At 67.8% G+C, this 23,273-nt stretch carries 20 protein-coding genes; 8 read left to right on the forward strand and 12 right to left on the reverse strand.

Features of this window, described 5'->3' with window-relative positions; all coding sequences use genetic code 11:
* Positions 1–10: 10 nt before the first annotated feature.
* The 6 genes from DOM67_RS14320 to DOM67_RS14345 form a co-directional block, all read right to left on the reverse strand.
* Positions 11–487: an acyl-CoA thioesterase gene (locus DOM67_RS14320; RefSeq protein WP_110677101.1), complete on the reverse strand. Its 477-nt coding sequence runs from the start codon at positions 485–487 to the stop codon at positions 11–13.
* 355 nt (positions 488–842) lie between these two features.
* Positions 843–2,156, reverse strand: coding sequence for a short-chain fatty acid transporter (locus tag DOM67_RS14325; RefSeq protein ID WP_110677103.1), 1,314 nt, complete (start codon positions 2,154–2,156; stop codon positions 843–845).
* A gap of 77 nt (positions 2,157–2,233) precedes the next feature.
* Positions 2,234–3,595, reverse strand: a complete 1,362-nt coding sequence (locus DOM67_RS14330; RefSeq protein WP_232825273.1) for an MATE family efflux transporter — start codon at positions 3,593–3,595, stop codon at positions 2,234–2,236.
* Between the two features lie 58 nt (positions 3,596–3,653).
* Positions 3,654–3,902: a YfhL family 4Fe-4S dicluster ferredoxin gene (locus tag DOM67_RS14335; protein WP_035475834.1), complete on the reverse strand. Its 249-nt coding sequence runs from the start codon at positions 3,900–3,902 to the stop codon at positions 3,654–3,656.
* 19 nt (positions 3,903–3,921) lie between these two features.
* Positions 3,922–4,410 carry a pantetheine-phosphate adenylyltransferase gene (gene coaD, locus DOM67_RS14340; protein WP_110677107.1) on the reverse strand — a complete coding sequence of 163 codons (489 nt, stop codon included), beginning with the start codon at positions 4,408–4,410 and terminating at the stop codon, positions 3,922–3,924.
* 48 nt (positions 4,411–4,458) lie between these two features.
* A complete protein-coding gene (locus DOM67_RS14345) occupies positions 4,459–6,336 on the reverse strand; it encodes a beta-ketoacyl synthase (protein ID WP_110677314.1) in 1,878 nt (625 codons plus the stop codon).
* A 328-nt stretch (positions 6,337–6,664) separates the two neighbouring features.
* On the opposite strand from DOM67_RS14345, the gene DOM67_RS14350 reads away from it, so the two are divergent.
* The 4 genes from DOM67_RS14350 to DOM67_RS14365 all read left to right on the forward strand — a co-directional run bounded on the left by DOM67_RS14350 (position 6,665) and on the right by DOM67_RS14365 (position 10,085).
* On the forward strand, positions 6,665–7,324 hold the full coding sequence (locus DOM67_RS14350) for an SAM-dependent methyltransferase (protein WP_110677109.1): 660 nt from the start codon (positions 6,665–6,667) through the stop codon (positions 7,322–7,324).
* A gap of 61 nt (positions 7,325–7,385) precedes the next feature.
* The gene (gene dacB / locus DOM67_RS14355; protein WP_110677111.1) at positions 7,386–8,834 is read left to right on the forward strand and encodes a D-alanyl-D-alanine carboxypeptidase/D-alanyl-D-alanine-endopeptidase; all 1,449 of its coding nucleotides are present in this window, start codon (positions 7,386–7,388) and stop codon (positions 8,832–8,834) included.
* Positions 8,835–9,004: 170 nt separating this feature from the next.
* Positions 9,005–9,454: an META domain-containing protein gene (locus DOM67_RS14360; RefSeq protein ID WP_110677113.1), complete on the forward strand. Its 450-nt coding sequence runs from the start codon at positions 9,005–9,007 to the stop codon at positions 9,452–9,454.
* Positions 9,455–9,578: 124 nt separating this feature from the next.
* On the forward strand, positions 9,579–10,085 hold the full coding sequence (locus DOM67_RS14365; protein WP_110677115.1) for a GNAT family N-acetyltransferase: 507 nt from the start codon (positions 9,579–9,581) through the stop codon (positions 10,083–10,085).
* Between the two features lie 57 nt (positions 10,086–10,142).
* Here the strand turns inward: DOM67_RS14365 and DOM67_RS20010 are convergent, their stop codons facing one another.
* On the reverse strand, positions 10,143–10,592 hold the full coding sequence (locus tag DOM67_RS20010; RefSeq protein ID WP_198651827.1) for a hypothetical protein: 450 nt from the start codon (positions 10,590–10,592) through the stop codon (positions 10,143–10,145).
* A gap of 95 nt (positions 10,593–10,687) precedes the next feature.
* Here DOM67_RS20010 and DOM67_RS14375 point away from each other — a divergent pair, with 95 nt between their 5' ends.
* Positions 10,688–11,422 (forward strand): TSUP family transporter, encoded by a 735-nt coding sequence (locus DOM67_RS14375; protein ID WP_110677116.1) that lies wholly within the window; start codon positions 10,688–10,690, stop codon positions 11,420–11,422.
* A gap of 54 nt (positions 11,423–11,476) precedes the next feature.
* Here the strand turns inward: DOM67_RS14375 and DOM67_RS14380 are convergent, their stop codons facing one another.
* Complete coding sequence (locus tag DOM67_RS14380; RefSeq protein ID WP_232825274.1) at positions 11,477–12,403, reverse strand: AraC family transcriptional regulator; 927 nt, start codon at positions 12,401–12,403, stop codon at positions 11,477–11,479.
* Between the two features lie 250 nt (positions 12,404–12,653).
* On the opposite strand from DOM67_RS14380, the gene DOM67_RS14385 reads away from it, so the two are divergent.
* A complete protein-coding gene (locus tag DOM67_RS14385; RefSeq protein ID WP_110677118.1) occupies positions 12,654–13,727 on the forward strand; it encodes an NAD(P)-dependent alcohol dehydrogenase in 1,074 nt (357 codons plus the stop codon).
* A 150-nt stretch (positions 13,728–13,877) separates the two neighbouring features.
* Here the strand turns inward: DOM67_RS14385 and DOM67_RS14390 are convergent, their stop codons facing one another.
* The gene (locus DOM67_RS14390; RefSeq protein WP_110677120.1) at positions 13,878–14,693 is read right to left on the reverse strand and encodes an acyl-CoA thioesterase II; all 816 of its coding nucleotides are present in this window, start codon (positions 14,691–14,693) and stop codon (positions 13,878–13,880) included.
* 106 nt (positions 14,694–14,799) lie between these two features.
* Between DOM67_RS14390 and tadA the strand changes: the two genes are divergently transcribed.
* The gene (gene tadA, locus DOM67_RS14395) at positions 14,800–15,267 is read left to right on the forward strand and encodes a tRNA adenosine(34) deaminase TadA (RefSeq protein WP_110677122.1); all 468 of its coding nucleotides are present in this window, start codon (positions 14,800–14,802) and stop codon (positions 15,265–15,267) included.
* Here the strand turns inward: tadA and DOM67_RS14400 are convergent.
* Positions 15,262–17,220 carry a diguanylate cyclase gene (locus tag DOM67_RS14400; protein ID WP_110677124.1) on the reverse strand — a complete coding sequence of 653 codons (1,959 nt, stop codon included), beginning with the start codon at positions 17,218–17,220 and terminating at the stop codon, positions 15,262–15,264. The two genes, tadA and DOM67_RS14400, sit on opposite strands and share 6 nt — an antisense overlap.
* 59 nt (positions 17,221–17,279) lie before the next feature.
* Positions 17,280–18,731 (reverse strand): membrane-bound lytic murein transglycosylase MltF, encoded by a 1,452-nt coding sequence (gene mltF, locus DOM67_RS14405; RefSeq protein ID WP_110677126.1) that lies wholly within the window; start codon positions 18,729–18,731, stop codon positions 17,280–17,282.
* Between the two features lie 266 nt (positions 18,732–18,997).
* Here mltF and purL point away from each other — a divergent pair, with 266 nt between their 5' ends.
* Complete coding sequence (gene purL / locus DOM67_RS14410) at positions 18,998–22,939, forward strand: phosphoribosylformylglycinamidine synthase (RefSeq protein WP_110677128.1); 3,942 nt, start codon at positions 18,998–19,000, stop codon at positions 22,937–22,939.
* A gap of 100 nt (positions 22,940–23,039) precedes the next feature.
* Here the strand turns inward: purL and DOM67_RS14415 are convergent, their stop codons facing one another.
* Complete coding sequence (locus DOM67_RS14415) at positions 23,040–23,258, reverse strand: DUF2835 family protein (protein ID WP_110677130.1); 219 nt, start codon at positions 23,256–23,258, stop codon at positions 23,040–23,042.
* Positions 23,259–23,273 lie beyond the last annotated feature (15 nt).

Here is a 23,273-nt window from a genome sequence, read left to right on the forward strand (position 1 = left end):
CCGCCGGGGCTCACTCGTCGTGGTGGCCCTGGCGGTAGGCGGTCGTGGCGTTGCGCTCTTCTTCGGCTTCCTGCTTGCGCAGCTTCTTGCGCATCGCGGCCTTTTCGAAGCGTAGCTTCTGTATCGGGGTCTTCAACGCCAGCGGTGGCACCTCGACCGGGTGTCCCGTGCTGTCGACCGCCACCATGGTCAGGTAGCAGCTATTGGTGTGGCGAATCACGTGCTCCTGGATCGACTCGGCCAGCACCTTGATGCCGATCTCCATCGACGAGCGACCGACATGATTGACCATGGCGAGGAAGGTGACCAGCTCGCCGACATGGATCGGCTGCTTGAACAGCACCTGATCCACCGACAGTGTCACCACATAGCTGCCGGAGTAGCGGCTGGCGCAGGCGTAGGCGACTTCGTCGAGCTTCTTGAGAATCGCCCCGCCATGCACCTTGCCACTGAAGTTGGCCATGTCGGGGGTCATCAGAACGGTCATCGACAGCTCGTGCTGTCGCGGAAAATCGTCGGGCGTCACGGTGTCCTCGGCGTTGTCTGACCCAGTATTGTCGTGGGCCAGATGTACCACAGATCCGGGGTGACTACCCGTATTGCGGTGCGTTCAGACACGATACCTATGGGCATGAGCTTTATTTGAAAAGCTGACGAGCGAAGGCAAGACAAGGCAAAAATCGGCGAAGACGGACCGGGCTGGCGTTCCAGTTTACAGGGTGTAAATGAGCATGTGACTCGCTCCGCTCGCCCTTCGGGCCGTCCTTCGGACGTTCTGAACGTTGTTCAGTGAGCCGATTTTTAACGCCGTATTGCCGAGCGTAGTCCTTTTCAAACGGGACCTAGAAGAACGTCAGGCCCAACCCGATGATCACCCCGGTCACCACCAGCTGGATCAGGCAGAAGCCCATGATGTCCTTGGCGTTGAGCCCGGCGATGGCGAGCACCGGCAGGGCCCAGAACGGCTGCAGCAGGTTGGTCCAGGCGTCACCCCAGGCCACCCCCATCGCCACCCGCGCCACATCGGCGCCCAGCGCCTGGGCCGCGGGCAGCATCACCGGCGCCTGCACCGCCCACTGGCCTCCACCGGAGGGGACGAACAGGTTGACCACGCCGGCGCTGATGAACGACCAGAAGGGCAGGGTATCGGCGCTGGCGATGGCGACGAACATCTCGGAGAGCGACTGCGCCAGCCCCGACTGCATCATGATGCCCATGATGCCGGCGTAGAAGGGGAACTGGATGACGATGCCGGCACCGCCCTTGATCGCCTCCTGGAGACTCGTCAGCAGGCTGCGCGGGGTGCGGTGCAGCACGATCGCCAGCGACAGGAACAGGAAGTTGACGCTGTTGAGGTTGAGCCCGCCGCCGGCGAAGACGAAGTAGTGGATCAGATAGACGAGCCCCGGGATGCCCACCAGCCACGACAGCAGGGTGCTGTTCTCGAGCCGGTCGGCGGGGCGCGGGGTGCCTGTCGGCGCGGCGCTGTCGGGCTCGGCGAGCTGAGACGGCTCGACGTAGACGCTCTCGCGCTCGTCCGGCAGCATCCAGCGATTGATCAACGGCATGACCACGAACAGGATCCCGACGATCAGCAGGTTGTAGAGCGAGAAGATCGTCTGCGAGGTGGGGATGATACCGATCTGGGCCTCGCTGAAGTGGCCCGGGGTGGCGATGGTGAGCGGGATCGAGCCCGCCAGGCCGCCGTGCCAGACGACGAAGCCGGAGTAGGCGCTGGCGATCAGCAGGCGATAGTCGACCCTTACCCGGCGCGCCAATGCCTTGGCGAACAGCGCCCCGATCACCAGCCCGAAGCCCCAGTTGATCCAGCTCGCGGCGAGCGACACCAGGGTCACCAGCACGATCGCGCTGCCGGGGGAGCGGGCCAGGCCGGCGAGGGCGTCGAGCAGGCGCTTGACCGGCGGTGAGCTGGCGAGCATGAAGCCGGTGACCAGCACCAGCAGCATCTGCATCGAGAAGGCCAGCAGCCCCCAGAAGCCGTCACCCCAGTAGCGCATCACCGCCAGCGGTGACTGCTGCTCGAACAGCACCGCCGCCAGCGCGGCGACCAGTGTCAGCAGCAGCACGAAGATATAGGGATCGGGCAGGTAGCGCTCGACCAGTTTGATGGCGGGGCGGGAGAGTTTCTGCAGCATGGCGACGGGGCTCGCTGTTGTTTTCAGTACAGCCTAATGCATTCCCCGAGCCTTGATTAGTCAACCTTGGTCGACGACTAGCTGACTGATTCCGCGGCACTTTCGGCCCTGGGGGCGGCACGCCAGCGGGTTCGCCGATAGTGCACATAGCAGGCACCGAGGGTGGCCGAGCGCACCAGCGTGAAGACCAGGAACGCGAACCACAGGCCATGGTTGCCGAAGCCCCGGGTCAGCCACCACACCGGCAGATAGACGGCCAGACCCAGCCAGACCGAGTTGCGCATGGCGCGGCTCTCGGTGGCACCGATGAAGACACCATCGAGCAGATAGCTCCAGACCGCCAGCAGCGGCATGGCGATCATCCACGGCAGGTAGTCGCTGGCGGTGGCGCGTACCTCTGGCAGGTCGGTGAGCCGCGCGATCAGCCAGTCGCCGCCGAGGGCGAACAGCGCCATCGCGCCCCCTGCCACCAGCAGCGAGAGCTTGCCTGCCGCGCGCACCGCGTCGCCGAAGTCGTCCCAAGCGCGCCGGCCCACCGAGCGCCCGGTCAGCGCCTCGGCGGCATTGGCGAAGCCGTCCAGGGCGAAGGAGGTGAGCATGATGAACTGCAACAGCACCGCGTTCGCGGCCAGGGTGGTATCGCCGAAGTTGGCCCCCTGGGCAGTGAAGAACGCCTGCGCGAACAGCAGGCCCAGGGTGCGCACGAAGAGGTGCTGATTGACCCGGATCAGCGCGGCGTAGTGTGCCCACACCCGCAGCGCCTGGCGCGACAGCGAGCCGCCGAGCTGACGGCAGTGCAACGCTACCCGCCACAGGCCGAAGGCCAGGGCGGTGTAGTCGGCGAGCAGCGAGGCCCAGGCAACGCCATCGCTGGCCAGCCCGAAGCCGACTACGAACAGCAGATCGAGGACGATGTTGACGCCGTTGGTCAGCAGCAGGATCGCCAGGGTGATACGCGTCTTCTGCTGGCCGATGAACCAGCCCAGGATGGCGTAGTTGGCGAGCACCGCTGGGGCCGAGAAGATACGGATATGGGCGTAGTCGGCGGCCAGCTGCATCGCCGTCTCGCTGCCATCGAGCAGCCACAGCCCGCCGGCGATCAGTGGTCGCGAGAAGAGGATCAGCATCACCCCGATCACCGTCGCCATCACCAGCGACTGGGCCAGCAGCAGGCGCACGTCGCTGTCGTCTTCGCGGCCCACCGCCTGCGAGGTGAGGCCGGTGGTGCCCATGCGCAGGAAGCCGAAGCCCCAGTAGAGGAAACTGAACAGCGTGGCGCCGAGGGTCACCGCGGCGAGATAGCGCGAATCCGGCAGATGGCCGACCACCGCAGTATCCACCAGCCCCAGCAGGGGCACGGTGATATTGGAGAGAATGATCGGCCACGCCAGCGTCCAGACGTGGCGGGTGGAGTAGCGGGGGGTGTCCTGGCTGGCCACGGGCATCCTTGTAGGCGGGGAAGAGGCGTGCGCTGGCGCAGCGGTCACCGCGACCCGCTCAGGCGGCGGTGATGATCTCGTACTTCTCCATCAACTGCTCACGCGTCTCCGGGCGCTCGGGGTCGAGCGGAATGCAGTCGACCGGGCACACCTGCTGGCACTGGGGCTCGTCGAAGTGGCCGACGCACTCGGTGCAGCGCGCGGGGTCGATGACGTAGATCTCCTCGCCGGGCGAGATGGCGTCGTTGGGACACTCCGGCTCGCAGACATCGCAGTTGATGCATTCGTCGGTGATCATCAGGGCCATGTGGCTGTCCTCGCGGCGCTCAGGCGCCGTCTATCGCGAAGCGCCGGCGGAGTGCGTCGACCACGCACGGCGATACGTGTTGGGAAACGTCCCCGCCGAGGCGCGCGATCTCGCGCACCAGGGTCGAGGAGAGATAGGAGTTCTGGATCTCCGGGGTCAGGAACAGCGTCTCCACGTCCGGCGACTGGGCGCGGTTCATGTTGGCCAGCTGCAGCTCGTACTCGAAATCCGTGGCGCCGCGCACCCCGCGCAGCAGGATGCGCGCGTCGAGCCGTGTCAGCAGTTCGGTGAGCAGGCCGTCGAAGCCCACCACCTCGACATTGGGCCAGTCGGCGGTCACGTCGCGTGCCAGCGCCTCGCGTTCGGCCAGCGCCAGCGCCGGCTGCTTGCGCGGGCTGGCGGCGACCGCGATCACCACCTTGTCGAAGATCCGCGCGGCGCGCTGGATCAGATCGCGATGACCGTTGGTGATGGGGTCGAAGGTGCCGGGATAGACCACGGTATTCATGCACTCACTCTCCTGCCGGTTGCCGCCGCAGCGCACGCTCGCGCGGGCTCACTCGAGCGAGCCGAAGGGATTGTCGGCCTTGAGCGATACCGGCTGAGCATAGCCGGGGATGCGGATGGCGTCGGCACCCACCTCCAGCTCGGGGCCTTCGAGTACGCCCTCGCCGAAGCGATAGATCACCTCGAAGCGGCCGCTGTCGGCGGCTTCGCGGTACTGTTCCGAGGCGGCCAGCGCCTGCTCGCGGCGCCCGCGCCAGGCATCCACCGCGCGCTGGCCGTGACGCTTGACCAGCAGACGCTCGGTCACTGCCGGCGAGAGTAGCAGCCCGGTGGCATTGTTGCCGCCGAAACCCTTGGCATTGATGAAGCTGGCGTCGGCCTCGAACGCCAGCGGCTCGCGGAAGAAGCGCAGGCGCTCGGCGAAGACGTCGTCGGCAACCGCATCCAGCGTCGGGATGCCCGGAATATAGCCGTGGGCGAAGGTGCCCAGGGCGCTGGCGATCTGATCCCCCGCGGCACTGCCCTGGGAGTGGCCGATGAATGCCTTGATCGCCGCCACCGGCCAGTTCTCGATGCCGTTGGCGCGCGCCACCTGATCGAAGATGTGCGACTCGGTGGTGCGGTTCTTGGGCGTGCTGGTGCCGTGGGCGTGCAGATAGGTGCGCTGGCGCACGCTGTCGTCGCCGAGGATCGAACGCGCCAGAGCGACCGACTTGCCCAGGGTGATGTAGTTGCCGATGCCCGGGGCCGAGATAGAGCGCTTCCAGCCGTCGGCGTTGACGTGCACGTCCGGCACCGCGCCGAGGATCTGGGCGCCGGTCTCCAGCGCCAGCGAATCGTCCATCAGCAGCACGAACTGCGAGGCCTCGGCGATGGTGAAGCCGCAGTTGCGCGCGAACGGCCGACAGGCGCGCTGGTAGTCGGCGTCGGTGAGCAGCTCCAGCGCATCCAGCGCCATCAGGCTCTGGTCGTCGGCCAGCGCGCTCATGGCACGGAAGCCCTCGATGATCTCGGGGGTCACCGGGGCATCGCTGGTGCCGACCATCACCATGCGGCGGCGGCCCTGGCGGATATCCTCGACCCCGAGACGCAGGTTATAGAGGAAGGTTGCACAGGCGCCCTGGATCGCGCCGGTGGCGCCCACGCTGCCGAGCACGTAGGCGTTGAGGAAGTCGGCCGGCATCTGGCCATAGCCCAGCGGCATCTGCTTCGAGGTGGTACGGCTGCCGGTGACGAAGCTCTTGAGCATGCCGCCCCAGCCGGCATCGTCGAGCTGGCCGATGGAGTTGCCGGCATAGACTGCGATGGCATCGGGGTCGAGCTGGCCGCGCACGCGCTCCCAGTCGAGGCCGCTCTGGCCGAGACAGTCGCTGACCCCGAAAATCGCCATCGACAGCCCGCGCGGGTGGTGCACGCTGCGATAGAAGGTGTCCGGGGCGAAGCCGAGCGGCAGCTGGCCGGCGGCGCGCACGGCGGCCTGGCGGCGCTCCGGCAGCAGCGCCTGCAGCGCCCCCGCGGGCACCGCGACCTCGACCGTGTGGCGGTCGATCTCGCGCACTTCCCAGCCCGCCGGCAGCGGCTGCGGCAGCTGCCGGCGCGAGGTGGTGAAGCGCACCGGTTCGGCGAAGGTCATCGCCAGCTCGCGGTTGCCGGGGATGCCCGCGGCGCCGAAGGCGTCGCTCTCGATGCGGCGGATCAGGGTGTGGGCGAGGATGTGCTCGCGATAGCGGGCGACGATCTGGGGCGCGTCGAGGGCTTCGCCCTCGGCGTTCTCCCAGCCGCCATCCGCGCTGCGGGTAACCAGGCGCATGAGGGTGGCCAGGGCCACCAGGGTCTGGGTCTGTGCCGTCTCTGGCAGGGCTTCGAGAATCGTGCGGCGGTAGGCGTGGTGCCCGGAGGTTCTTCCCGCGGCATTGACGCCGCCCATGCCGACGATCACCGGTAAATGTGACAAGCCACGTCCCTCGTGAGCGTTGGGGGCAATCGGGCTCTTCGAGACAGGGAGTGACGCAGCGACGAGAAAGGGCGTCTCCCGACAGGGCGCGTGCCGATCGCGGGAATCGACGAAACACGGTGAACCGCGCCTGCCTTCGAAGGGCGTATTGCCAAGATTGGCTGAATGTGGGCTGGGATGATACACCCGCGCGTGCGTGTCGTCATGCCGCGGCCGTGCCGAGAGGAGGGTTCGCGTGGCAGGATCGTCGGCTTTCAGGCTGGTAGACTGGCGGGTCTTTCCGGTCGTCAGTGTTCCTGCCATGCAATCGTCTTCGCGCGCTATCGTCAGTAACCAGAGTGGGCCCCATCGCGATCTCGCCGCGCGCGTCGCGCGTGCACGCGCCAGCGTATGGCAACGTCCGCCGGCCCAGCACACCCGCGACGCCTTCGAGGTCGCCGCGGCCTGGCTCACCGCCAGCGGCAAGCCGCTGATCCTCGATGCCGGCTGCGGGGTGGGGCTCTCCACCCGGCGTCTGGCGCTCTCCCATCCCGACCACGCGGTGATCGGGGTCGACCGCAGCGAGCAGCGGCTCTCCCGCGACCACGGCGAGCTGCCGGTCAATGCGCTGCTGGTACGCGCCGACCTGGTCGACTTCTGGCGTCTGGCCCAGGATGCCGGCTGGCGCCCGGCGCACCACTATCTGCTCTATCCCAACCCCTATCCCAAGAGTGCCCAGCTCAAGAAGCGCTGGCACGGTCACCCGGTTTTCCCGACGTTGATCGCGCTGGGCGGCCGGCTGGAGCTGCGCTCCAACTGGGCGATCTACGTCGAGGAGTTCGCGCTGGCGGTGGAAACACTGTGCGGCCGGCGTGGCGAGTGGGGCGCGTTCACCCCCGAGGAGGCTTTCCTGACCCCGTTCGAGCGCAAGTATGCCGAGAGTGGCCAGACGCTGTGGCGCTATGCGGTCGATCTCGACTAGTCTCGGCGCATCGGTTTTGACTAATGCGCTAATCATTCCACCCAGTGCGGACGTTCTCATCATGCGGCAAGCGTTGTATCGGGGCTTTCTGGCCTCCTGTCTGGTCTCGCTCTCCACGCTCTCGCTGGCCGCGCAGGCGGCGGGTTTCGATCACGTCGCCCAGCTCGCCGACAAGGGCTTTGCGATCAGTGCCCAGGCACGCCTGCTGGGCAGCGGCGAGGTGCTCGGGGCGCTCGACCCCGACCGCGCGCTGTCGCCGGCGTCGGTGACCAAGCTCTATACCGCGGCGGCGGCGCTCGACCGCTGGGGCCCGCAGCACCGCTTCACCACCCGCTTCGTCTCGGTCGGCAGCGTCGATCCCGGCGGCACCCTGCACGGAGACCTGGTGCTCGAGGGTGGTGGCGACCCGGCGCTCACCTCCGAGGAGCTGTGGCGGCTGATCCAGAAGCTGCGCGAGAGCGGCGTCAAGCGTGTCGATGGCCAACTGGTGATCAGCCAGTGGCGCTTCGGTCCGGTGCGCTGCACCACCACCGACCGCTGCGAGACACGGACCCGTGGCACCAACGCCTACAGCGCGCTGCTGTCGTCGGCGGCGATCAACTACGGCAGCTGGTGCGCCACGGTGGCGCCGGGTGCGGTGGGCCAGCCGGCACGGATCACCAGCTGCGATACCGTGACGCCGACCCTGCGGGTCGACAATCAGGTGCGCACGGTCGCCGCCAACGGCCCGCTGAGTCTCTCCGCCGCGCGGGTCACCGACAGCCAGGGTGACACCCTCAAGGTCAGTGGTCAGATTCCGGCCGACAGCTTCCCCCAGGCGATCTACAAGGCCAGCTCCGACCCCGCCGACCAGACCGGCCAGACGCTGCTGGCGCTGCTGCAGCAGTCCGGGGTGGCGGTGGGCCGCGGCTATGCGGTGAGCCAGCAGCCGCCCCCGGTGACCGCCACGCAGCTCGCCGCGGTCGAAGGCAAGCCGCTGCAGGAGCTGTTGCTGCGCACCCTCAACTACTCCAACAATTTCATGGCCGACACCCTGGCGATGGATCTCACCGTCGGTTCCCAGCAGCAGCTGGCGGACGCCGGGGCGATGCTCGAACGCTTCGCCGCCGGCCTGCCGGGGCACGGCCCAGCGACGCTGAAGAGCGGCAGCGGGCTGACCCCGGGGAACCGCGTCTCGGCGCGCAGCGTGGACGCGCTGTTGGCGGCGATGTACGCCAACGCCTCGCTGTTCCCCACCTTCGTCGCCGGCATGCAGGTGCCGACCAACGGGCCGATGCACTTCATCCGTCGCGGCAGCGAAGTGTTCCAGGATCACGTGATGCTCAAGACCGGCACTCTCAACGAGCCGGTCACGGTGCGCGCCATCGCCGGCTACTTCCGCACCCGTGAGGGGCGCTGGGGCAGTTTTGCGGTGCTCATCAACGGCACCGCCTCGACCCCGTATCTCTCCTGGCGCGAGAGCCTGCCGCTGATCGCCGAGGACCTGACCGCGATGATCGAAAGCCACTGACCTGATCCCGGAACGGGGCGCGAGTTGTCGACAGTGGCCAGGTCGGGCGAAGATAGCCTCAGGTTCTGTACGAAAACGGCCTGCGCTCGCCGACTTTTCGTACACACCGCTGCGAGCGGCGTGCCACCGAGGCGGCGCGCCGTCCTATCCGTCGCCGGAGGTCTCTATCTATGTTCACGCTGCCCAACTCCCTGCGTCTCGCCCTGCTGGGGCTCGCGCTGGCAAGCCTGCTCGGTGGCTGTGCCGGCCACACTGCGCCGGCGTCCAGCGAGTCACTGGTCGATACCTACTGGCGTCTGGAGAGTCTGGGCGGCGAGTCGGCGGTGGTGGATGACCAGCAGCGCGAGGCGCATCTGGTATTCAACGCCGCCGGCCACGTGCGTGGCTCGACCGGCTGCAATCGGCTGATGGGGCGTTACCAGCATACCGGCGATGCACTGAGTTTCTCGGCTCTGGGTACCACCCGCCGCGCCTGCCCCGGGGCGCTGCAGGGGCAGGAGCAGGACTGGCTCGACGTGCTCTCGCGCACCCGGCATCTGTCGCGCCGCGGCGATCGGCTGGTGCTGGAGGATAGCCGCGAGCGGGCGCTGGCCACGCTGCGCGCGACGGCACTCTACTGATCCCGCCGGCGGGCGGCACCCGCGCGCCGCCTGCGCTTTCGATGCGCCCCCGCTGCCGGCGCTTGCGACGCGACCCTGCAAAGGCGCGTCGACCCGAATCACGATGATATGGACGAGCCCCCGCATGACCCCGATCGAGTGCCAGTTCGACGCCCATGGCGACGCCGTGATGTCGATCTTCAACGACGCCATTCTCAACACCACCGCGCTCTACGAGTATCAGCCTCGCACGCTGGATGTCATCGAGCAGTGGTTCCGCACCAAACACGCAGGTGACTTGCCGATCCTCGGCGTGCTCGACGAGGCTAGCGGCCGGCTGATGGGCTTCGCCAGCTATGGGCCGTTTCGGCCCCACGCCGCCTACCGCTACTGCATCGAGCACTCGGTCTACGTCGATCGCGACTATCGCGGGCGTGGCGTGGCCCGCTGCCTGATGGAGGCGCTGATCAGGCGCGCCGAGGCGCAGGGCTACCACAGCATGATTGGCGGCATCGACGCCACCAATGTCGCCAGCATCGCGCTGCACGAGCGCCTCGGCTTCAGCCACGCCGGCACCGTGCGCGAGGTCGGCTACAAGTTCGAGCGCTGGCTGGATCTGGCGTTCTACCAGCGCCTGCTGGGCACGCGCTAGGCGTTGTACGGCACCTGCCTGCGCGCGAGGACTCCAGGTGCAGAACCTGGCTACGCTTCAGGGCGCGGCGTCACCCGTGCCGGCCGGCGTGTTGGCCTGGCTAGCGTTGTCACTGGTGTCCGTCGGCGTATCCGGCAGGGCGTCCGCGCCCGCGGTGAGCTTGTCGGCGGGGGCGATGAAGACCTCCTGGCTGGCGCGCAGATAGAGGCAGAGTTCCTGCCCCGCGCGGCCGTTCATGTGCTGCTGCGGGTAGTGCCCCTTCAGCAGCAGGGCGGTGGTGCCGGCCTCATCGTCGAACAGCACCGGCGCGCCGGCCGGTTCGGCGTCCGTGAACTGGCTGGCGTCCGTGCACTGGGCGATCACGTCGCGGGTCTGGTCTTCCCAGGCCGCGGGGCTCGACGCCCGGGCGGGCAGTGCGGTCAGGGCCAGCGAGGTCGTCACGGCGACGGCCAGGAACGCCAGCGAGAATCGGCAAAGCGGGTGCTGCGAGCGGGTGGGGCAGGGCATGCGGATCATCCTTCAGTGAACAACTGTCGGGTCAAGGGCGCGCCGGCGCGCGAGGCCGGGCCGGGGCAGGACTATTTTGGGAGTATAGACCTTTCATGACCCTACCCATTTCACTGCTGTTTCTGGGCGTGGTCTTCGCCACCTCGGTGCTCTCCGGGATATTCGGCATGGCTGGCGGGCTGGTCCTGCTCGGCTTTCTGCTCGCCTGGCTGCCGGCGGCGACGGCGATCGCCGTGCACGGGGTGGTCCAGCTCTCCGCCAACGCCTCGCGGGCGTGGCTGTCGCGACACTTCATCGACTGGCGCATCGTCGGTGGCATCGCCGTCGGGGTGGCGATCGCGGCGCTGGCGCTGGCGCTGGTGCGCTACCACCCCAGCGAGACGGTGGTGCTGATCGTGCTCGGGTTGATGCCGGTGATGGTGTGGATTCCCAGGCGCTGGTTCCATCTGGATGTCTCGCGCCCCAGCCATGCGGTGCTCTGTGGCGTGGTCTCCGGCGGCCTGACCATCGCCGTGGGCGTGTCGGGGCCGACCATCGACATCGGTTTCATTCGGACCCATCTCGACCGGCGCACGGTGGTCGCGAGCAAGGCCTCGATCCAGGTGATCGCGCACTCGCTGAAGATCGTCTTCTACTGGCAGGCCGCCGCCGCCATGGGCGCAGAAGCGTGGGGCTGGGTACTGCTGGGGCTGCCGCTGGCGGTGCTCGGCACGCGCAGTGGCAACCTGATTCTGACCCGCCTGAGCGACAGCGGCTTTCGCACCTGGACGCGCTGGATCGTCACCGTGGTGGGCGGCTACTACCTGATCCGCGGGCTGGCTGGCCTCTGACCTCGGTCCGCAGGCGCGGCCTTGCCTGCCGCGCCCCGAACATGGGCCCGTGGCTCACCCCCGGGAGGGGCTGACGCCGAAGTAGCGCTTGTATTCGCGGCTGAACTGGGAGGTGCTGCGATAGCCCACCTCGCTGGCGGCGCGAGCCACGTTCATGCGCTGCTGGCCGAGCAGCGCCCGCGCCTTGAGCAGCCGCAGGCGCTTGAGATACTGCAGCGGCGACTGCTGGGTGGTGCGCTTGAAGTGGTGGTGGAAGTGCGAGGCGCTCATGTTGGCCTGGGCGGCCAGGGTCTCCACCGTCAGCCCGCTGGCGAAGTGGTGATGCAGATAGTTCAGGGCGTCGATGATCCGCGCGTACTGGCCCTGGCGCTGCACCAGCTGGCGCAGCGATGGCCCCTGGGGCCCGCGCAGCGCGGCGAACAGCACCTCTCTCACGCGCCCCGGGCCGAGCACCCGGCTCTCGGTGGCGTCGCCGAGGCAGTCGATCAGACGCAGCACGCACGCCTCCATGGTCGTATCCAGCTCCACCGCCGCCATCGGCGCCGGGTCGCCGAGCTCGCGCCCCGACTCGGGCAACTGCTGCACCAGCTCGCTGAGAGTGAGGGGATCGAAGGCGATATTGATTCCCAGCATCGGTGCGTTCTCCGGCGTGCGCGTCTCGCACTCGAAGGGCATCGGCAGCGCCTGGACCAGATAGTTGCCCGGCCCGTAATGGATCACCCGCTCGCCCAGGTAGCCGATCTTGTCGCCCTGGGCGATGACGAAGATACCCGGCTCGTAGATCAGCGGCGTACGTGGATAGCTGCAGTGCGAAGCGATCAGGCGCACTCCCTCCACGGCGGTATCGAGAAAGCCTTCGCCGTTGACCAGCGGGGCGATCGCCTCGGCCAGTCGACGAGCGGAGACCGTGTCGTTGGGCATGCGGCCGGCCGGCGCCGCCGACGGCGCGCGGTCGAGCAGTGGTGAGCGTATCTCGAGCATCGGCGGGTCCCCTGCGCTGCGGTATCTTGTGGCCCGGCGGACCGGGATGACGGCCGCCTGGAGGGCTAAGTGTAGTTAGGTTTCGGGGTATTGTGCACGTTTTTTACGCAAGACGTGCCGAAATCAGCTTTCCATAAGCAGAATCCGGCAGACCTTTGGCAGGATCGAGCATGGCGGCGCGGCCCGCGATGCACCACACTTCGTCGCGTCATTCACGGGTCGCAAGCGACCCCGAAAAGGAGCTTCCCTCATGAGCGAGAAGACACCGGCCAAAGGGTATGCCGCCCACTCCGACAGCTCGCCGCTGGCGCTGTGGAACTTCGAACGTCGCGCCCCGCGCCCCGACGACGTTGCGATCGAGATTCTCTACTGCGGCGTCTGCCACAGTGACCTGCACTTCGCCCGCGACGACTGGGGCATGGCCTCCTATCCGGTCGTCCCGGGTCACGAGATCGTGGGGCGCGTCACCGCGGTGGGCGACGACGTCAGTCAGTACCAGGTCGGCGATCTGGTCGGCGTCGGTTGCATGGTCGACGCCTGCCGCGAGTGCAAGGCGTGCCAGGATGGCCTGGAGAACTACTGCGCCGAAGGTTTCGTGATGACCTACGGCAGCCCCGACAAGCACGACGGCACCCTGACCCAGGGCGGCTACTCGGACAAGGTGGTGGTCAGCGAGCGCTTCGTGGTGCGCATGCCCGATGGCATCGACCTGAAGTCCGCGGCACCGATCCTGTGTGCCGGCATCACCACCTATTCGCCGCTCAAGCATTACGGCGTCAAGCCGGGCGACAAGGTCGGCGTGATCGGCATGGGTGGCCTGGGCCACATGGGCGTCAAGCTGGCCAAGGCGCTGGGCGCGGAAGTGACCCTGTTCACCCGTTCCGAGTCGAAGAAGGTCGAAGCCAAGCAGCAGGGCGCCGACCACGTGGTCATCTCCACCAGCGACGACGAGATGCAGGCGGTCGCCGAGACCTTCGACTTCATGCTCGATACGGTGCCGGTACAGCACGACATCAATCCCTACCTGGAAGCGCTCAAGCCGGACGGCACGCATATCCTGGTGGGACTGCTGGAGCCGATCGACCCGGCCATCTCCGGTGCCAACCTGGTGTTCCGTCGTCGCGTGCTCGCCGGCTCACTGATCGGCGGCATGCCGGAAACCCAGGAAGTGCTCGATTTCTGTGCCGAGCACGGCATCACCTGCGACGTCGAGATGATCAACATCGATCAGATCAACGAAGCGTGGGATCGGATGCAAAAAGGTGACGTCAAGTACCGCTTCGTCATCGACATGGCCTCGCTCAAGGAGGCTCAGGCAGCCTGAGGCAAGCCCAAGGGATGGCCCGGCGGCGATTCGCCGGGCCAGTCAGGGCATCCAGGTACGTCCGTCGGCGTGCGGTGCGCTGCCTGACAAGCCCCCAGGGTAATGATGCAAGCGTGCGGCCTCCGGGCCGCGCGCTTTTTTTGCGTCGGCTCAGTGCTCGCTGACCCGCACCATGCCCTCCTGGGCGGTGGAGGCGACCAGGCGACCCTGGGTGTCATAGAAGCTGCCGCGGGCGAAGCCGCGCGCGCCGCCGGCCCAGGGACTATCCATGACGTAGAGCAGCCAGTCATCGAGCTTGGGGTCCTCATGGATCCACAGCGCGTGATCGAGACTGGCAATGCGCAGGTTCGGGTCGCCCAGGGTGACGTCGTGGGCCAGCAGGCTGGTCAGCAGCAGGTTGAAATCGGAGCTGTAGGCGAGCAGATAGCGGTGCAGGGCCGGATCGGCGGGCAACGCCCCACCGGTGAGACGGAACCAGATCATCCGCGACGGTGGGCAGGCGTGGCGCTCCTCGACGGTGATGAACTCCACTGGGTGATTGCGGAAGCGCTGATGCACCGCCTCGCCGCGGGCCAGCAGCGCCTCGGGATGCTCGACCTCGGGGGCACTCGTCTGATGGTGAATGCCGTTCTCGCGCCCCTGGAAGGAAGCACTGCAGAAGAAGATCGGCTTGCCCTTCTGGATCGCGGTGACGCGGCGGGTGGTGAAGCTGCCGCCGTCACGCACGCGGTCGACCGAGTAGATCACCGGCAGCTCGGCATCGCCGCGGCGCAGGAAGTAGCCATGCAGCGAGTGCAGGTAGCGATCCTCGGGCACGGTGCGGGTGGCGGCGGCGGCCGACTGCCCCAGTGCCTGGCCACCGAACAGCTGAGGCAGGCCGAGATCCTGGCTCTGGCCGCGGAACAGATTCTCCTCCAGGGCTTCGAGACCCAGGAGGGTGACGAGATCATCCAACGCTTGGCTCATTCGCGTATCCTTGCGTGCAGTGGTGACAGCGGTATTGATCAAGGTAGTGATGGTCGGCGTGCCTGCCCAGGCGCGCGCCAAGGGCGATCCAACGAGCGGGTAGCGCATGACCCAGAGTGACGAATTCTACATGCATCGGGCGCTGGAGCAGGCGCAACTGGCGCTGGCGGCGGGCGAGGTGCCGATCGGCGCGGTGGTGGTCGATGCCGCCGGCGAGGTGATCGGGCGTGGCTACAATCGGCCCATTGCCAGCCACGACCCCACCGCCCATGCCGAGGTCCAGGCGCTGCGTGACGCCAGCCTGACGCGGGCCAACTACCGTCTCGACGGCTGCGCCCTGTTCGTCACCCTGGAGCCTTGCCTGATGTGCACCGGGGCGATGATCCACGCGCGCCTGGCGCGTCTGGTCTACGCCGCCGCCGAGCCCAAGGGCGGCATGGCCGAGTCCCGTGCCAATCTGTTCGCGCAGCCCTGGTTCAACCATCGTATCGAGGTGCGAGGAGGCGTGCTGGCCGCGCCGTCGCGGCGCCTGCTCAAGGGCTTCTTCCAGGCCCGTCGGGCGGCCGACTCATAGCGCCAGGCCGTCGATCTCGACCCGGTTGCGGCCGTTCTGCTTGGCCCGATAGAGCGACTCGTCGGCGGCCTGGAACAGCGGCTCACGCTGCAGCGTGCCGCCGCCCGTCACGCTGACGCCGATGCTCAGGGTCAACGGCCGGCCGTCGGGTTGTACCAGCTCGGTCTCGGCCACCGAGAGGCGCAGCGACTCGGCCAGATGCAGTGCCTGCTGGCGATTGCAGCGGGGCACGCAGGCGACGAACTCCTCGCCGCCGTAGCGTGCGAAGATACCGCCGGCGTCCTCGATCTTATCGCGGCAGCACGCCGCGACGGTGGCCAGGTAGCGGTCGCCGGTCAAATGGCCGAAATGGTCGTTGATACGTTTGAAGTGATCCAGGTCGCAGATCATCAGCGCCAGCGGCAGTGCCTGTTGGTGCTCGTCCAGCCAGTTCATCAACTGGCGGCGGTTGGGTAGCTGGGTCAGCTCGTCGTGGCGTGCCAGCCACTCGATCTCGCCCTGCAGTCGCTCGCGCTGGGCGATCTCGTGGCGCAGCGAATCGTTGGTCTGGCTGACCAGGCGGTGCTGCTGGGCCAGTCGGCGATAGACGTAGAGCACCATGTAGACCAGATAGGCGAGCACCAGGCCGAAGACCAGCGTGATCTCCGGTACCCGGTCGCGCTGGCGCAGCAGCAGATCGAGATCGGGCTGCACGCTGAGCAGGAGGGTGTCGGCGCCGATCCGTACCGGGCGCTGATAGCGCCAGTCCGAGAGGTTGGCCAGCGGGCCACCGTGGAAATAGACCTGCTTGTGGTCGAGTATCATGATCGCGCGGTCGCGACTATGGGTCTGGCGTAGCAGCGACTTGAGCAGGTTGTCGACGCTGACCACCATGCCCACCGCACCCAGCAGCTCGCCATCGACGATATCGCGCACTGGCAGGTAGCTGATCACGCCGCGCCCCCCCTGCAGGAAATCGATGATCCCGGTTTGCCCCTCGATGCCGTAGACCAGCGGCCGGTCGAGCACGGCGTTGGCCCTAGCCTGGCTCTGATAGAGGTTGATGCCGAGCAGGGACTGATTGCCGCGCAGCGGATAGACGCGCAGCACCTTGCCGTCGCGATCGATGAAGGCGATATCGCGGAAGTAGCCGAAATCCTCGTAGTAGCGCTTGGCCTGACGCTCCCACTCGGAGCGGGTGGGAATCTGCCCGAGCATGTCCCAGAAACTGGCGAAACGGCGCATCGCCTTGAGGTGGGCCTCGGTCTCCGTGGCGAGCAGGGTGGCGATACGGTCACCGTCGTTGGCGATCTGGGCGAACAGCCGGTCATTGTCGTTCTGGCGCTGTTGCTGCCAGCCGAACAGCACGACCAGCATGATCGTACCGGCGATCGCCAGCGGCGGCAGGATCCGTTGCCAGTAGCGCATCAGTGGCGCCACCAGGCGCGCCAGCTGGCTGCCCCAGAGCAGCCAGAGTGCCGCCAGCAGCGCCGGTGGTGCGCCGATAAGCGCGCTCGCATGGGGAGGTGCGGGCAGCAGCGAACGCGCACTCACCAGCGCCGTGCAGCCGGCGACGAGCAGCAGCAGCACCGGCGACCCCAGGCCTAGCCGACTGAGCAGCAGCAGGTTGAGCATCAGCGTGAACAGCGCGGCCAGCGTCAGCGGCGAGGGCCTTACCTGGTAGAGGGTCCAGTCACCCGGTAGACGGTCGAGCCAGCCCTGCCAGGTGGCGGTGGCGATCCAGCTTTCGCTGATCATGACGCTGGCGAGGATACCGAGGGTCACCAGCGCGGTGGGGATCAGCAGCCAGCGGCTGAGCGCGATCCAGCGCTGCCAGGAGAGCCACTGGCCCAGCGCCAGCAGTCCCAGCAGTGGCGCCAGCACCCAGCGCTGAGCGGGGTCCTCCCCGGACCAGAGTGTCCAGACGATGAGCGGCAGGCTCAGGTAGAGTGTGAGACTGGACACCAAGCGCATAGGTGATAGAGGGCTCCTAGAGGTGCAGCCACAGAGTGCGTGGCTGCACCGGCCACGGCTTACATCAGGGGCGTGACGATTTCCAGCGGCGTCATGGTGTCGCTGTCCAAGGTGCGCTGGCCCAACTGATCGAACTGCTGCTGGCTGCGATTGACGTACTTCAATATCTCGTAATAGCGGCGCACGTTACGCACGTAGATCACCGGCTCCCCGCCCCGAGCATACCCATGGTTGGCTTGCGAATACCACTCGCGCTGCTGCAGCAGCGGCAGCGCCTCGCGCACGTCGATCCAGCGGTCGGGGTCGCCGCCGCGCTGGGCGGCGATGGTGCGGGCGTCGAAGAGGTGGCCAAGCCCCACATTGTAGGCCGCCAGCGCCATCCAGGTGCGGTCGGGTTCGGGGATCGAGGCGTCCAGCCGATCGCGCACGTGAAGCAGATAGCGCGCGCCGCCGTCGACGCTCTGGCGTGGGTCGAGGCGATTGTCGATGCCGATCTCGTCGGCGGTGGGTCGGGTCAGCATCATCAGGCCGCGCACGCCGGTGGGCGAAGTGGCATCCGGCCGCCAGTGCGACTCCTGATAACCCAGTGCGGCGAGCAGACGCCAGTCGAAGCCGGTATCCCGGGCGGCTTCCTTGAAGTAGGGCACGAAGCGCGGCAGGCGGTTGCGCACATGGCGAATGAACAGGCGCGCGCCGACGTACTCGAGATAGTCGTCGTGGCCGAAGTAGCGCCCGATCAGCTCGTCGAGATCGCCGCTCGAGCGTTGCTCCGCGATGAAGCGGTTGGCTGCTTGCTGCAGCGCCAGCGGCTGGCTGGCGGAGAACGCCCAGACCAGCGTCAGCGGCTTGCCCAGGGCGAAGCCGCGCTCGACGTTGGGGAAGAACAGCCGGTTGAGCTTGAACTGGTGGGTATAGATCACCGCGGCATCGAGATCGTCGCGCTCGACCATCTCCAGCAGATCGGCGATGGCCAGATCGTCGGCTTCGCGCCAGCCCAGGCCGGGCAGATTCTGCTGCTGGGCACGCAGCGCGGCGGCGCTGCCGGAGCCGGCGATCACACCGATCCGCAGATTGAGCAGGTCATCGAGGGTACGCACCGGCGGCAGCCCGCGGCGATAGACCACCAGCGGCTGCAGGGTCAGGATCGGCTGGCTGTAGCGCAGCCCGCTGCGGCTCTGATCCAGGGTGAGCGCGGCCGCGCCGAGGTCGGCCGTGCCCCGGCGGACGTCGTCGAGCACATCCATGATGCGGCTGTCGTTCTTGACCGCCAGGCTGACCCCCAGCGAATGCGCGAAGCGCCGCACCAGCTCGTACTCGAAGCCGGTCGGCCCATGGCCACCCTGATAGAAGGTGATCGGGCCATTGCGGGTAGCGACCTGCAGGAAGTCGCGCTGACGGATCGAATCGAGTCCGTCGCCCAGGCGCGGCAGCAGCTCGGCGGGGCATAGCAGGGTGGCCAGGGCCAGCAGTACCGTCAACGCAGCACGCAGGCGCTTTGAAAGATGGAGCATGCGATGGGATCGGTCACGGCGTGACGCCACACCATAGCCGGCCGCGGCGCCGATGTCATCTCCTCCGCGGGCGCGCCGGCGGGCGCTAATTAAGGTGCGATTGGTGGTAGGCGCGGTTTCGGCGCTGCCCGCGGTGCGGGCTTAGCGAGCGGCGCCGCTTTCCAGTATCATGGCGCCCTGATTCGGCCGTGCTGCCCCGATTCGCCCGATCGATCCGCGCTCAGACAGCCACGCGATCCCTGACCGTCCTGGAGGCTTTCCTCGCCATGCTCGAATTGCAAGGCGCTCCCGCGCTATCTGCATTCCGTCACGCCAAGCTGCTCGCCGACCTGCGCGACGCAGTGCCCGAAGTCGAGACCCTCGAAGCCCACTACGTCCATTTCGTCGACCATCGTGACGATCTCGACGCCGCGGCCCGCGAGACCCTCGAGCGGCTGCTCGACTACGGTCACGACACGCCGGCTGGCCACGACACGCAGGCGCGTGGAACGGCAGGCAACGACGCCGCGGCGCACGGCCACCGTTTCCTGGTGGTGCCGCGGATCGGCACCATCTCGCCGTGGTCGTCCAAGGCCACCGATATCGCCCGCAACTGCGGTCTGACTCAGGTCGCCCGGCTCGAACGCGGTATCGACTACCGCGTGACCTTCCGGCAGGCGCCCCAGGCCGAGGCCTTCGCCGCGCTGATCGCCTGTCTGCACGACCGCATGACCGAGAGCGTGCTGCAGGATGCCAGCGATGCCGCCAAGCTGTTCTCCCAGCAGGCGCCGGTGCCGCTGGCCACGGTCGACGTGCTCGGCGGCGGGCGCCCGGCGCTGGCCGCTGCCAACGGCGAGCTGGGGCTGGCCCTGGCCGACGACGAGATCGACTATCTGGTCGCGGCGTTCGGCGAGCTCGGACGCAACCCGACCGACGTCGAACTGATGATGTTCGCCCAGGCCAACTCCGAGCACTGTCGCCACAAGATCTTCAACGCCGACTGGGTGATCGACGGCGAGGCGCAGAGCCACTCGCTGTTCAAGATGATCAAGAACACCTTCGAGCAGTCGAGCGACAAGGTGCTCTCGGCGTACAGCGACAACGCCGCGATCATCGAGGGCAGCCGCGCCGGCCGCTTCTTCCCCGCGCCCGAGACCCAGGTCTACGCCGCGACCCAGGAGCCGATCCACATTCTGATGAAGGTGGAGACCCACAATCACCCCACCGCGATCGCCCCGCACCCGGGGGCGGCCACCGGGGCCGGCGGCGAGATCCGTGACGAGGGCGCCACCGGCCGTGGTGGCAAGCCCAAGGCGGGGCTGACCGGCTTCACCGTCTCCAACCTGCGCATCCCCGAGTTCGTGCAGCCGTGGGAAGCCTTCGACTACGGCAAGCCCGAGCGTATCCAGTCGGCCCTAGACATCATGCTCGAGGGGCCGATCGGCGGTGCGGCGTTCAACAACGAGTTCGGCCGCCCCAACCTCAACGGCTTCTTCCGTACCTTCGAGCTCGACGCCGTGGGGGCGGCGGGCATCGAGCGCCGCGGCTACCACAAGCCGGTGATGCTGGCCGGCGGCTACGGCAGCGTGCGCGACGCCCATGTGCTCAAGGGCGAGATCCCTGTCGGTGCCAAGCTGATCGTGATGGGCGGCCCGGCGATGCTGATCGGCCTCGGCGGCGGTGCCGCGTCGTCTATGGCGTCGGGTGCCTCCAGCGAGGATCTCGACTTCGCCTCGGTGCAGCGCGGCAACCCCGAGATCGAGCGCCGCGCCCAGGAGGTGATCGACCGCTGCTGGGCGCTGAACGAGGCCAATCCCATCGCCTTCATCCACGACGTCGGCGCCGGCGGGCTCTCCAATGCGCTGCCGGAGCTGGTCAAGGATGGTGGCCGCGGCGGCCTGTTCGATCTGCGCGCGGTGCCCAATGCCGAGCCCGGCATGAGCCCGCTGGAGATCTGGTGCAACGAAGCCCAGGAGCGCTACGTGCTGGCGGTATCGCCGGACCAGCTCGAGCGCTTCGATGCCATCTGCCAGCGCGAGCGCTGCCCCTACGCGGTGGTCGGCGAGGCCACCGAGGCGCACCATCTGAGCGTGCGCGACGACCAGTTCGAGGCCGATCCGGTGGATCTGCCGATGAGCGTGCTGTTCGGCAAGCCGCCCAAGATGCAGCGCAGCTTCGAGCGTCACACCCTCAACCTGCCCGGCCTCGGACTCGACAATCTCGACCTGCGCGAGGCGCTGGACCGGGTGCTGCGGCTGCCCACGGTGGCGTCGAAGAGCTTTCTGATCACCATCGGCGACCGCTCGATCACTGGCCTGGTGGCGCGCGACCAGATGGTCGGGCCGTGGCAGGTGCCGGTGGCCGACTGCGCGGTCACCACCGCCAGCTTCGACACCCATGCCGGTGAGGCGATGGCCACCGGTGAACGCCCGCCGGTGGCGCTGATCGACCCGGCGGCGAGCGCCCGCCTGGCGGTGGCCGAGACCATCACCAACCTGGCGGCGGCACCGATCGCCGCGCTCTCCGACGTCAAGCTCTCCGCCAACTGGATGAGCGCGGCCGACCATGCCGGCGAGAACCAGGCGCTTTACGATGCCGTGCACGCCGTGGGCATGGAGCTGTGCCCTCAGCTCGGCATCGCCGTGCCGGTGGGCAAGGACTCGATGTCGATGCGCACCGCCTGGCAATCCGACGATGAAGAGAAGAGCGTCACCGCGCCGCTGACGCTGGATATCACCGGCTTCGCCCCGGTCACCGATGCGCTCGCGACGCTGACCCCGCAGCTGCGTCTCGACCAGGACGAGAGCGACCTGATCCTGATCGATCTGGGTCGCGGCCAGAACCGCCTCGGCGGCTCGGCGCTGGCCCAGGTCTACGGCCAGGTCGGCAATGTCTGCCCGGATCTCGACGAAGCCGAGGATCTGGTGGCGTTCTTCAACGTCATCCAGGGCCTCAACGCCGACGGCAAGCTGCTGGCCTACCATGACCGCAGCGACGGCGGGCTGATCGTGACCCTGCTGGAGATGGCCTTCGCCGGTCACGGCGGGCTGGAGATCAAGCTCGACTGGCTGACCGACGATGCGGTGGGCGCGGTGGATGCGCTGTTCGCCGAGGAGCTGGGCGCGGTGATCCAGGTCAATCGCCACGAGACCGAGTTCGTGCTGGCACAGTTCGCCGCCGCCGGGATCGACACCTGTGGCGTGATCGCGCGCCCGCGCTACGATGATCAGGTGCGCGTCACGCTGTTCGAGGAGCCGCTGCTCGAGACCACCCGAGCCATGGCCCAGCGCACCTGGTCGGAGACCAGCTACCGTCTGCAGGCGCTGCGCGACAATCCGGAGAGCGCCAAGAGCGAGTTCGATGGCCTGCTCAACCTGCGCGATCCGGGGCTTTCCGCCAGCCCCACCTTCGACGTCGACGACGATGTCGCCGCGCCCTTCATCAACCAGGGCGTGCGGCCGCGGGTCGCCATCCTGCGCGAGCAGGGGGTCAACGGCCATGTCGAGATGGCGGCGGCCTTCGATCGTGCCGGTTTCGAGGCGGTCGACGTGCACATGAGCGACATCCTCGCCGGGCGCATCACCCTGGACGAGATGAAAGGGCTGGTCGGCTGCGGCGGTTTCTCCTACGGCGACGTGCTCGGCGCCGGCGGCGGCTGGGCCAAGTCGGCGCTCTACAATCCGCGGGCCCGCGACCAGTTCGCTGCCTTCTTCGCCCGCGAGGACACCTTCGGGCTGGGCGTGTGCAACGGCTGCCAGATGTTCTCGCAGCTCAAGGAGCTGATCCCCGGGGCCGAGCGCTGGCCGCGTTTCGTGCGCAACCACTCCGAGCAGTTCGAAGCGCGGGTGTCGATGGTCAAGGTCGAACAGACCCCCTCGATCCTGTTCGCCGGCATGGCCGGTTCGACCCTGCCGGTGGCGGTGGCCCACGGCGAAGGGCGTGCGCTGTTCGCCGACAGCAGCCATTTGCGCGGAATGCAGGGCAGCGGCCAGATCGCGCTGCGCTATGTCGACAACGACGGCCAGGTGACCACGCGCTACCCGGCCAACCCCAACGGCTCGCCCTCCGGGGTGACCGGGCTGACCACGCCGGATGGACGCGTCACCATCATGATGCCCCATCCGGAGCGGGTCGCCCGCGCGGTCACCAACTCCTGGCGGCCGGCCGAGTGGACCCGGGATGGCGCCTGGATGCGGCTGTTCCGCAACGCGCGGGTATGGGTGGGCTAGACCACGCACCAGCGTAGCGGTCGAACGCGAACCAGCCGGCTTGCCCCAGGGCAAGCCGGCTTTTTTGTGCTCTTCATTCGGAGACCGACGCCCGCCAGTGCTAGAGCGGCACGATGGCGGTGAAACGCCCACCCCCATCGAAATACAGCCGAAAGCGGCCGTGTACGCCGTCATGGCTCACCAGGCGGTGCAGGGCGCGGGCGGGAAAGCGCACCCGCCGCCCATCGAGGGTGTAGGTCTGAATGCTCTCCACCGCGCCGGCGTAGTAGCTTCGGCACTGGTCGAGGCTGAGATCGAGCGTGATATCGACGCTGGGCATGGGGTGTCCGGGGAT

This window comes from Salinicola sp. RZ23, assembly GCF_003206675.1.
GTDB lineage: Bacteria > Pseudomonadota > Gammaproteobacteria > Pseudomonadales > Halomonadaceae > Salinicola > Salinicola endophyticus.

What these genes read in the sequence shown, in the direction of transcription:
- coaD (WP_110677107.1), bottom strand. Translation starts at nt 4,410, where the DNA reads ATGAATACCGTGGTCTATCCCGGCACCTTCGACCCCATCACCAACGGT.
- dacB (WP_110677111.1), top strand. Translation starts at nt 7,386, where the DNA reads ATGCGGCAAGCGTTGTATCGGGGCTTTCTGGCCTCCTGTCTGGTCTCG.
- DOM67_RS14350 (WP_110677109.1), top strand. Translation starts at nt 6,665, where the DNA reads ATGCAATCGTCTTCGCGCGCTATCGTCAGTAACCAGAGTGGGCCCCAT.
- DOM67_RS14385 (WP_110677118.1), top strand. Translation starts at nt 12,654, where the DNA reads ATGAGCGAGAAGACACCGGCCAAAGGGTATGCCGCCCACTCCGACAGC.
- DOM67_RS14415 (WP_110677130.1), bottom strand. Translation starts at nt 23,258, where the DNA reads ATGCCCAGCGTCGATATCACGCTCGATCTCAGCCTCGACCAGTGCCGA.
- DOM67_RS14375 (WP_110677116.1), top strand. Translation starts at nt 10,688, where the DNA reads ATGACCCTACCCATTTCACTGCTGTTTCTGGGCGTGGTCTTCGCCACC.
- DOM67_RS14345 (WP_110677314.1), bottom strand. Translation starts at nt 6,336, where the DNA reads ATGGGCGGCGTCAATGCCGCGGGAAGAACCTCCGGGCACCACGCCTAC.
- purL (WP_110677128.1), top strand. Translation starts at nt 18,998, where the DNA reads ATGCTCGAATTGCAAGGCGCTCCCGCGCTATCTGCATTCCGTCACGCC.
- DOM67_RS14320 (WP_110677101.1), bottom strand. Translation starts at nt 487, where the DNA reads ATGACCGTTCTGATGACCCCCGACATGGCCAACTTCAGTGGCAAGGTG.
- mltF (WP_110677126.1), bottom strand. Translation starts at nt 18,731, where the DNA reads ATGCTCCATCTTTCAAAGCGCCTGCGTGCTGCGTTGACGGTACTGCTG.
- DOM67_RS14390 (WP_110677120.1), bottom strand. Translation starts at nt 14,693, where the DNA reads ATGAGCCAAGCGTTGGATGATCTCGTCACCCTCCTGGGTCTCGAAGCC.
- DOM67_RS14360 (WP_110677113.1), top strand. Translation starts at nt 9,005, where the DNA reads ATGTTCACGCTGCCCAACTCCCTGCGTCTCGCCCTGCTGGGGCTCGCG.
- DOM67_RS14335 (WP_035475834.1), bottom strand. Translation starts at nt 3,902, where the DNA reads ATGGCCCTGATGATCACCGACGAATGCATCAACTGCGATGTCTGCGAG.
- DOM67_RS14380 (WP_232825274.1), bottom strand. Translation starts at nt 12,403, where the DNA reads ATGCTCGAGATACGCTCACCACTGCTCGACCGCGCGCCGTCGGCGGCG.
- DOM67_RS14400 (WP_110677124.1), bottom strand. Translation starts at nt 17,220, where the DNA reads ATGCGCTTGGTGTCCAGTCTCACACTCTACCTGAGCCTGCCGCTCATC.
- DOM67_RS20010 (WP_198651827.1), bottom strand. Translation starts at nt 10,592, where the DNA reads ATGCCCTGCCCCACCCGCTCGCAGCACCCGCTTTGCCGATTCTCGCTG.
- DOM67_RS14365 (WP_110677115.1), top strand. Translation starts at nt 9,579, where the DNA reads ATGACCCCGATCGAGTGCCAGTTCGACGCCCATGGCGACGCCGTGATG.
- DOM67_RS14325 (WP_110677103.1), bottom strand. Translation starts at nt 2,156, where the DNA reads ATGCTGCAGAAACTCTCCCGCCCCGCCATCAAACTGGTCGAGCGCTAC.
- tadA (WP_110677122.1), top strand. Translation starts at nt 14,800, where the DNA reads ATGACCCAGAGTGACGAATTCTACATGCATCGGGCGCTGGAGCAGGCG.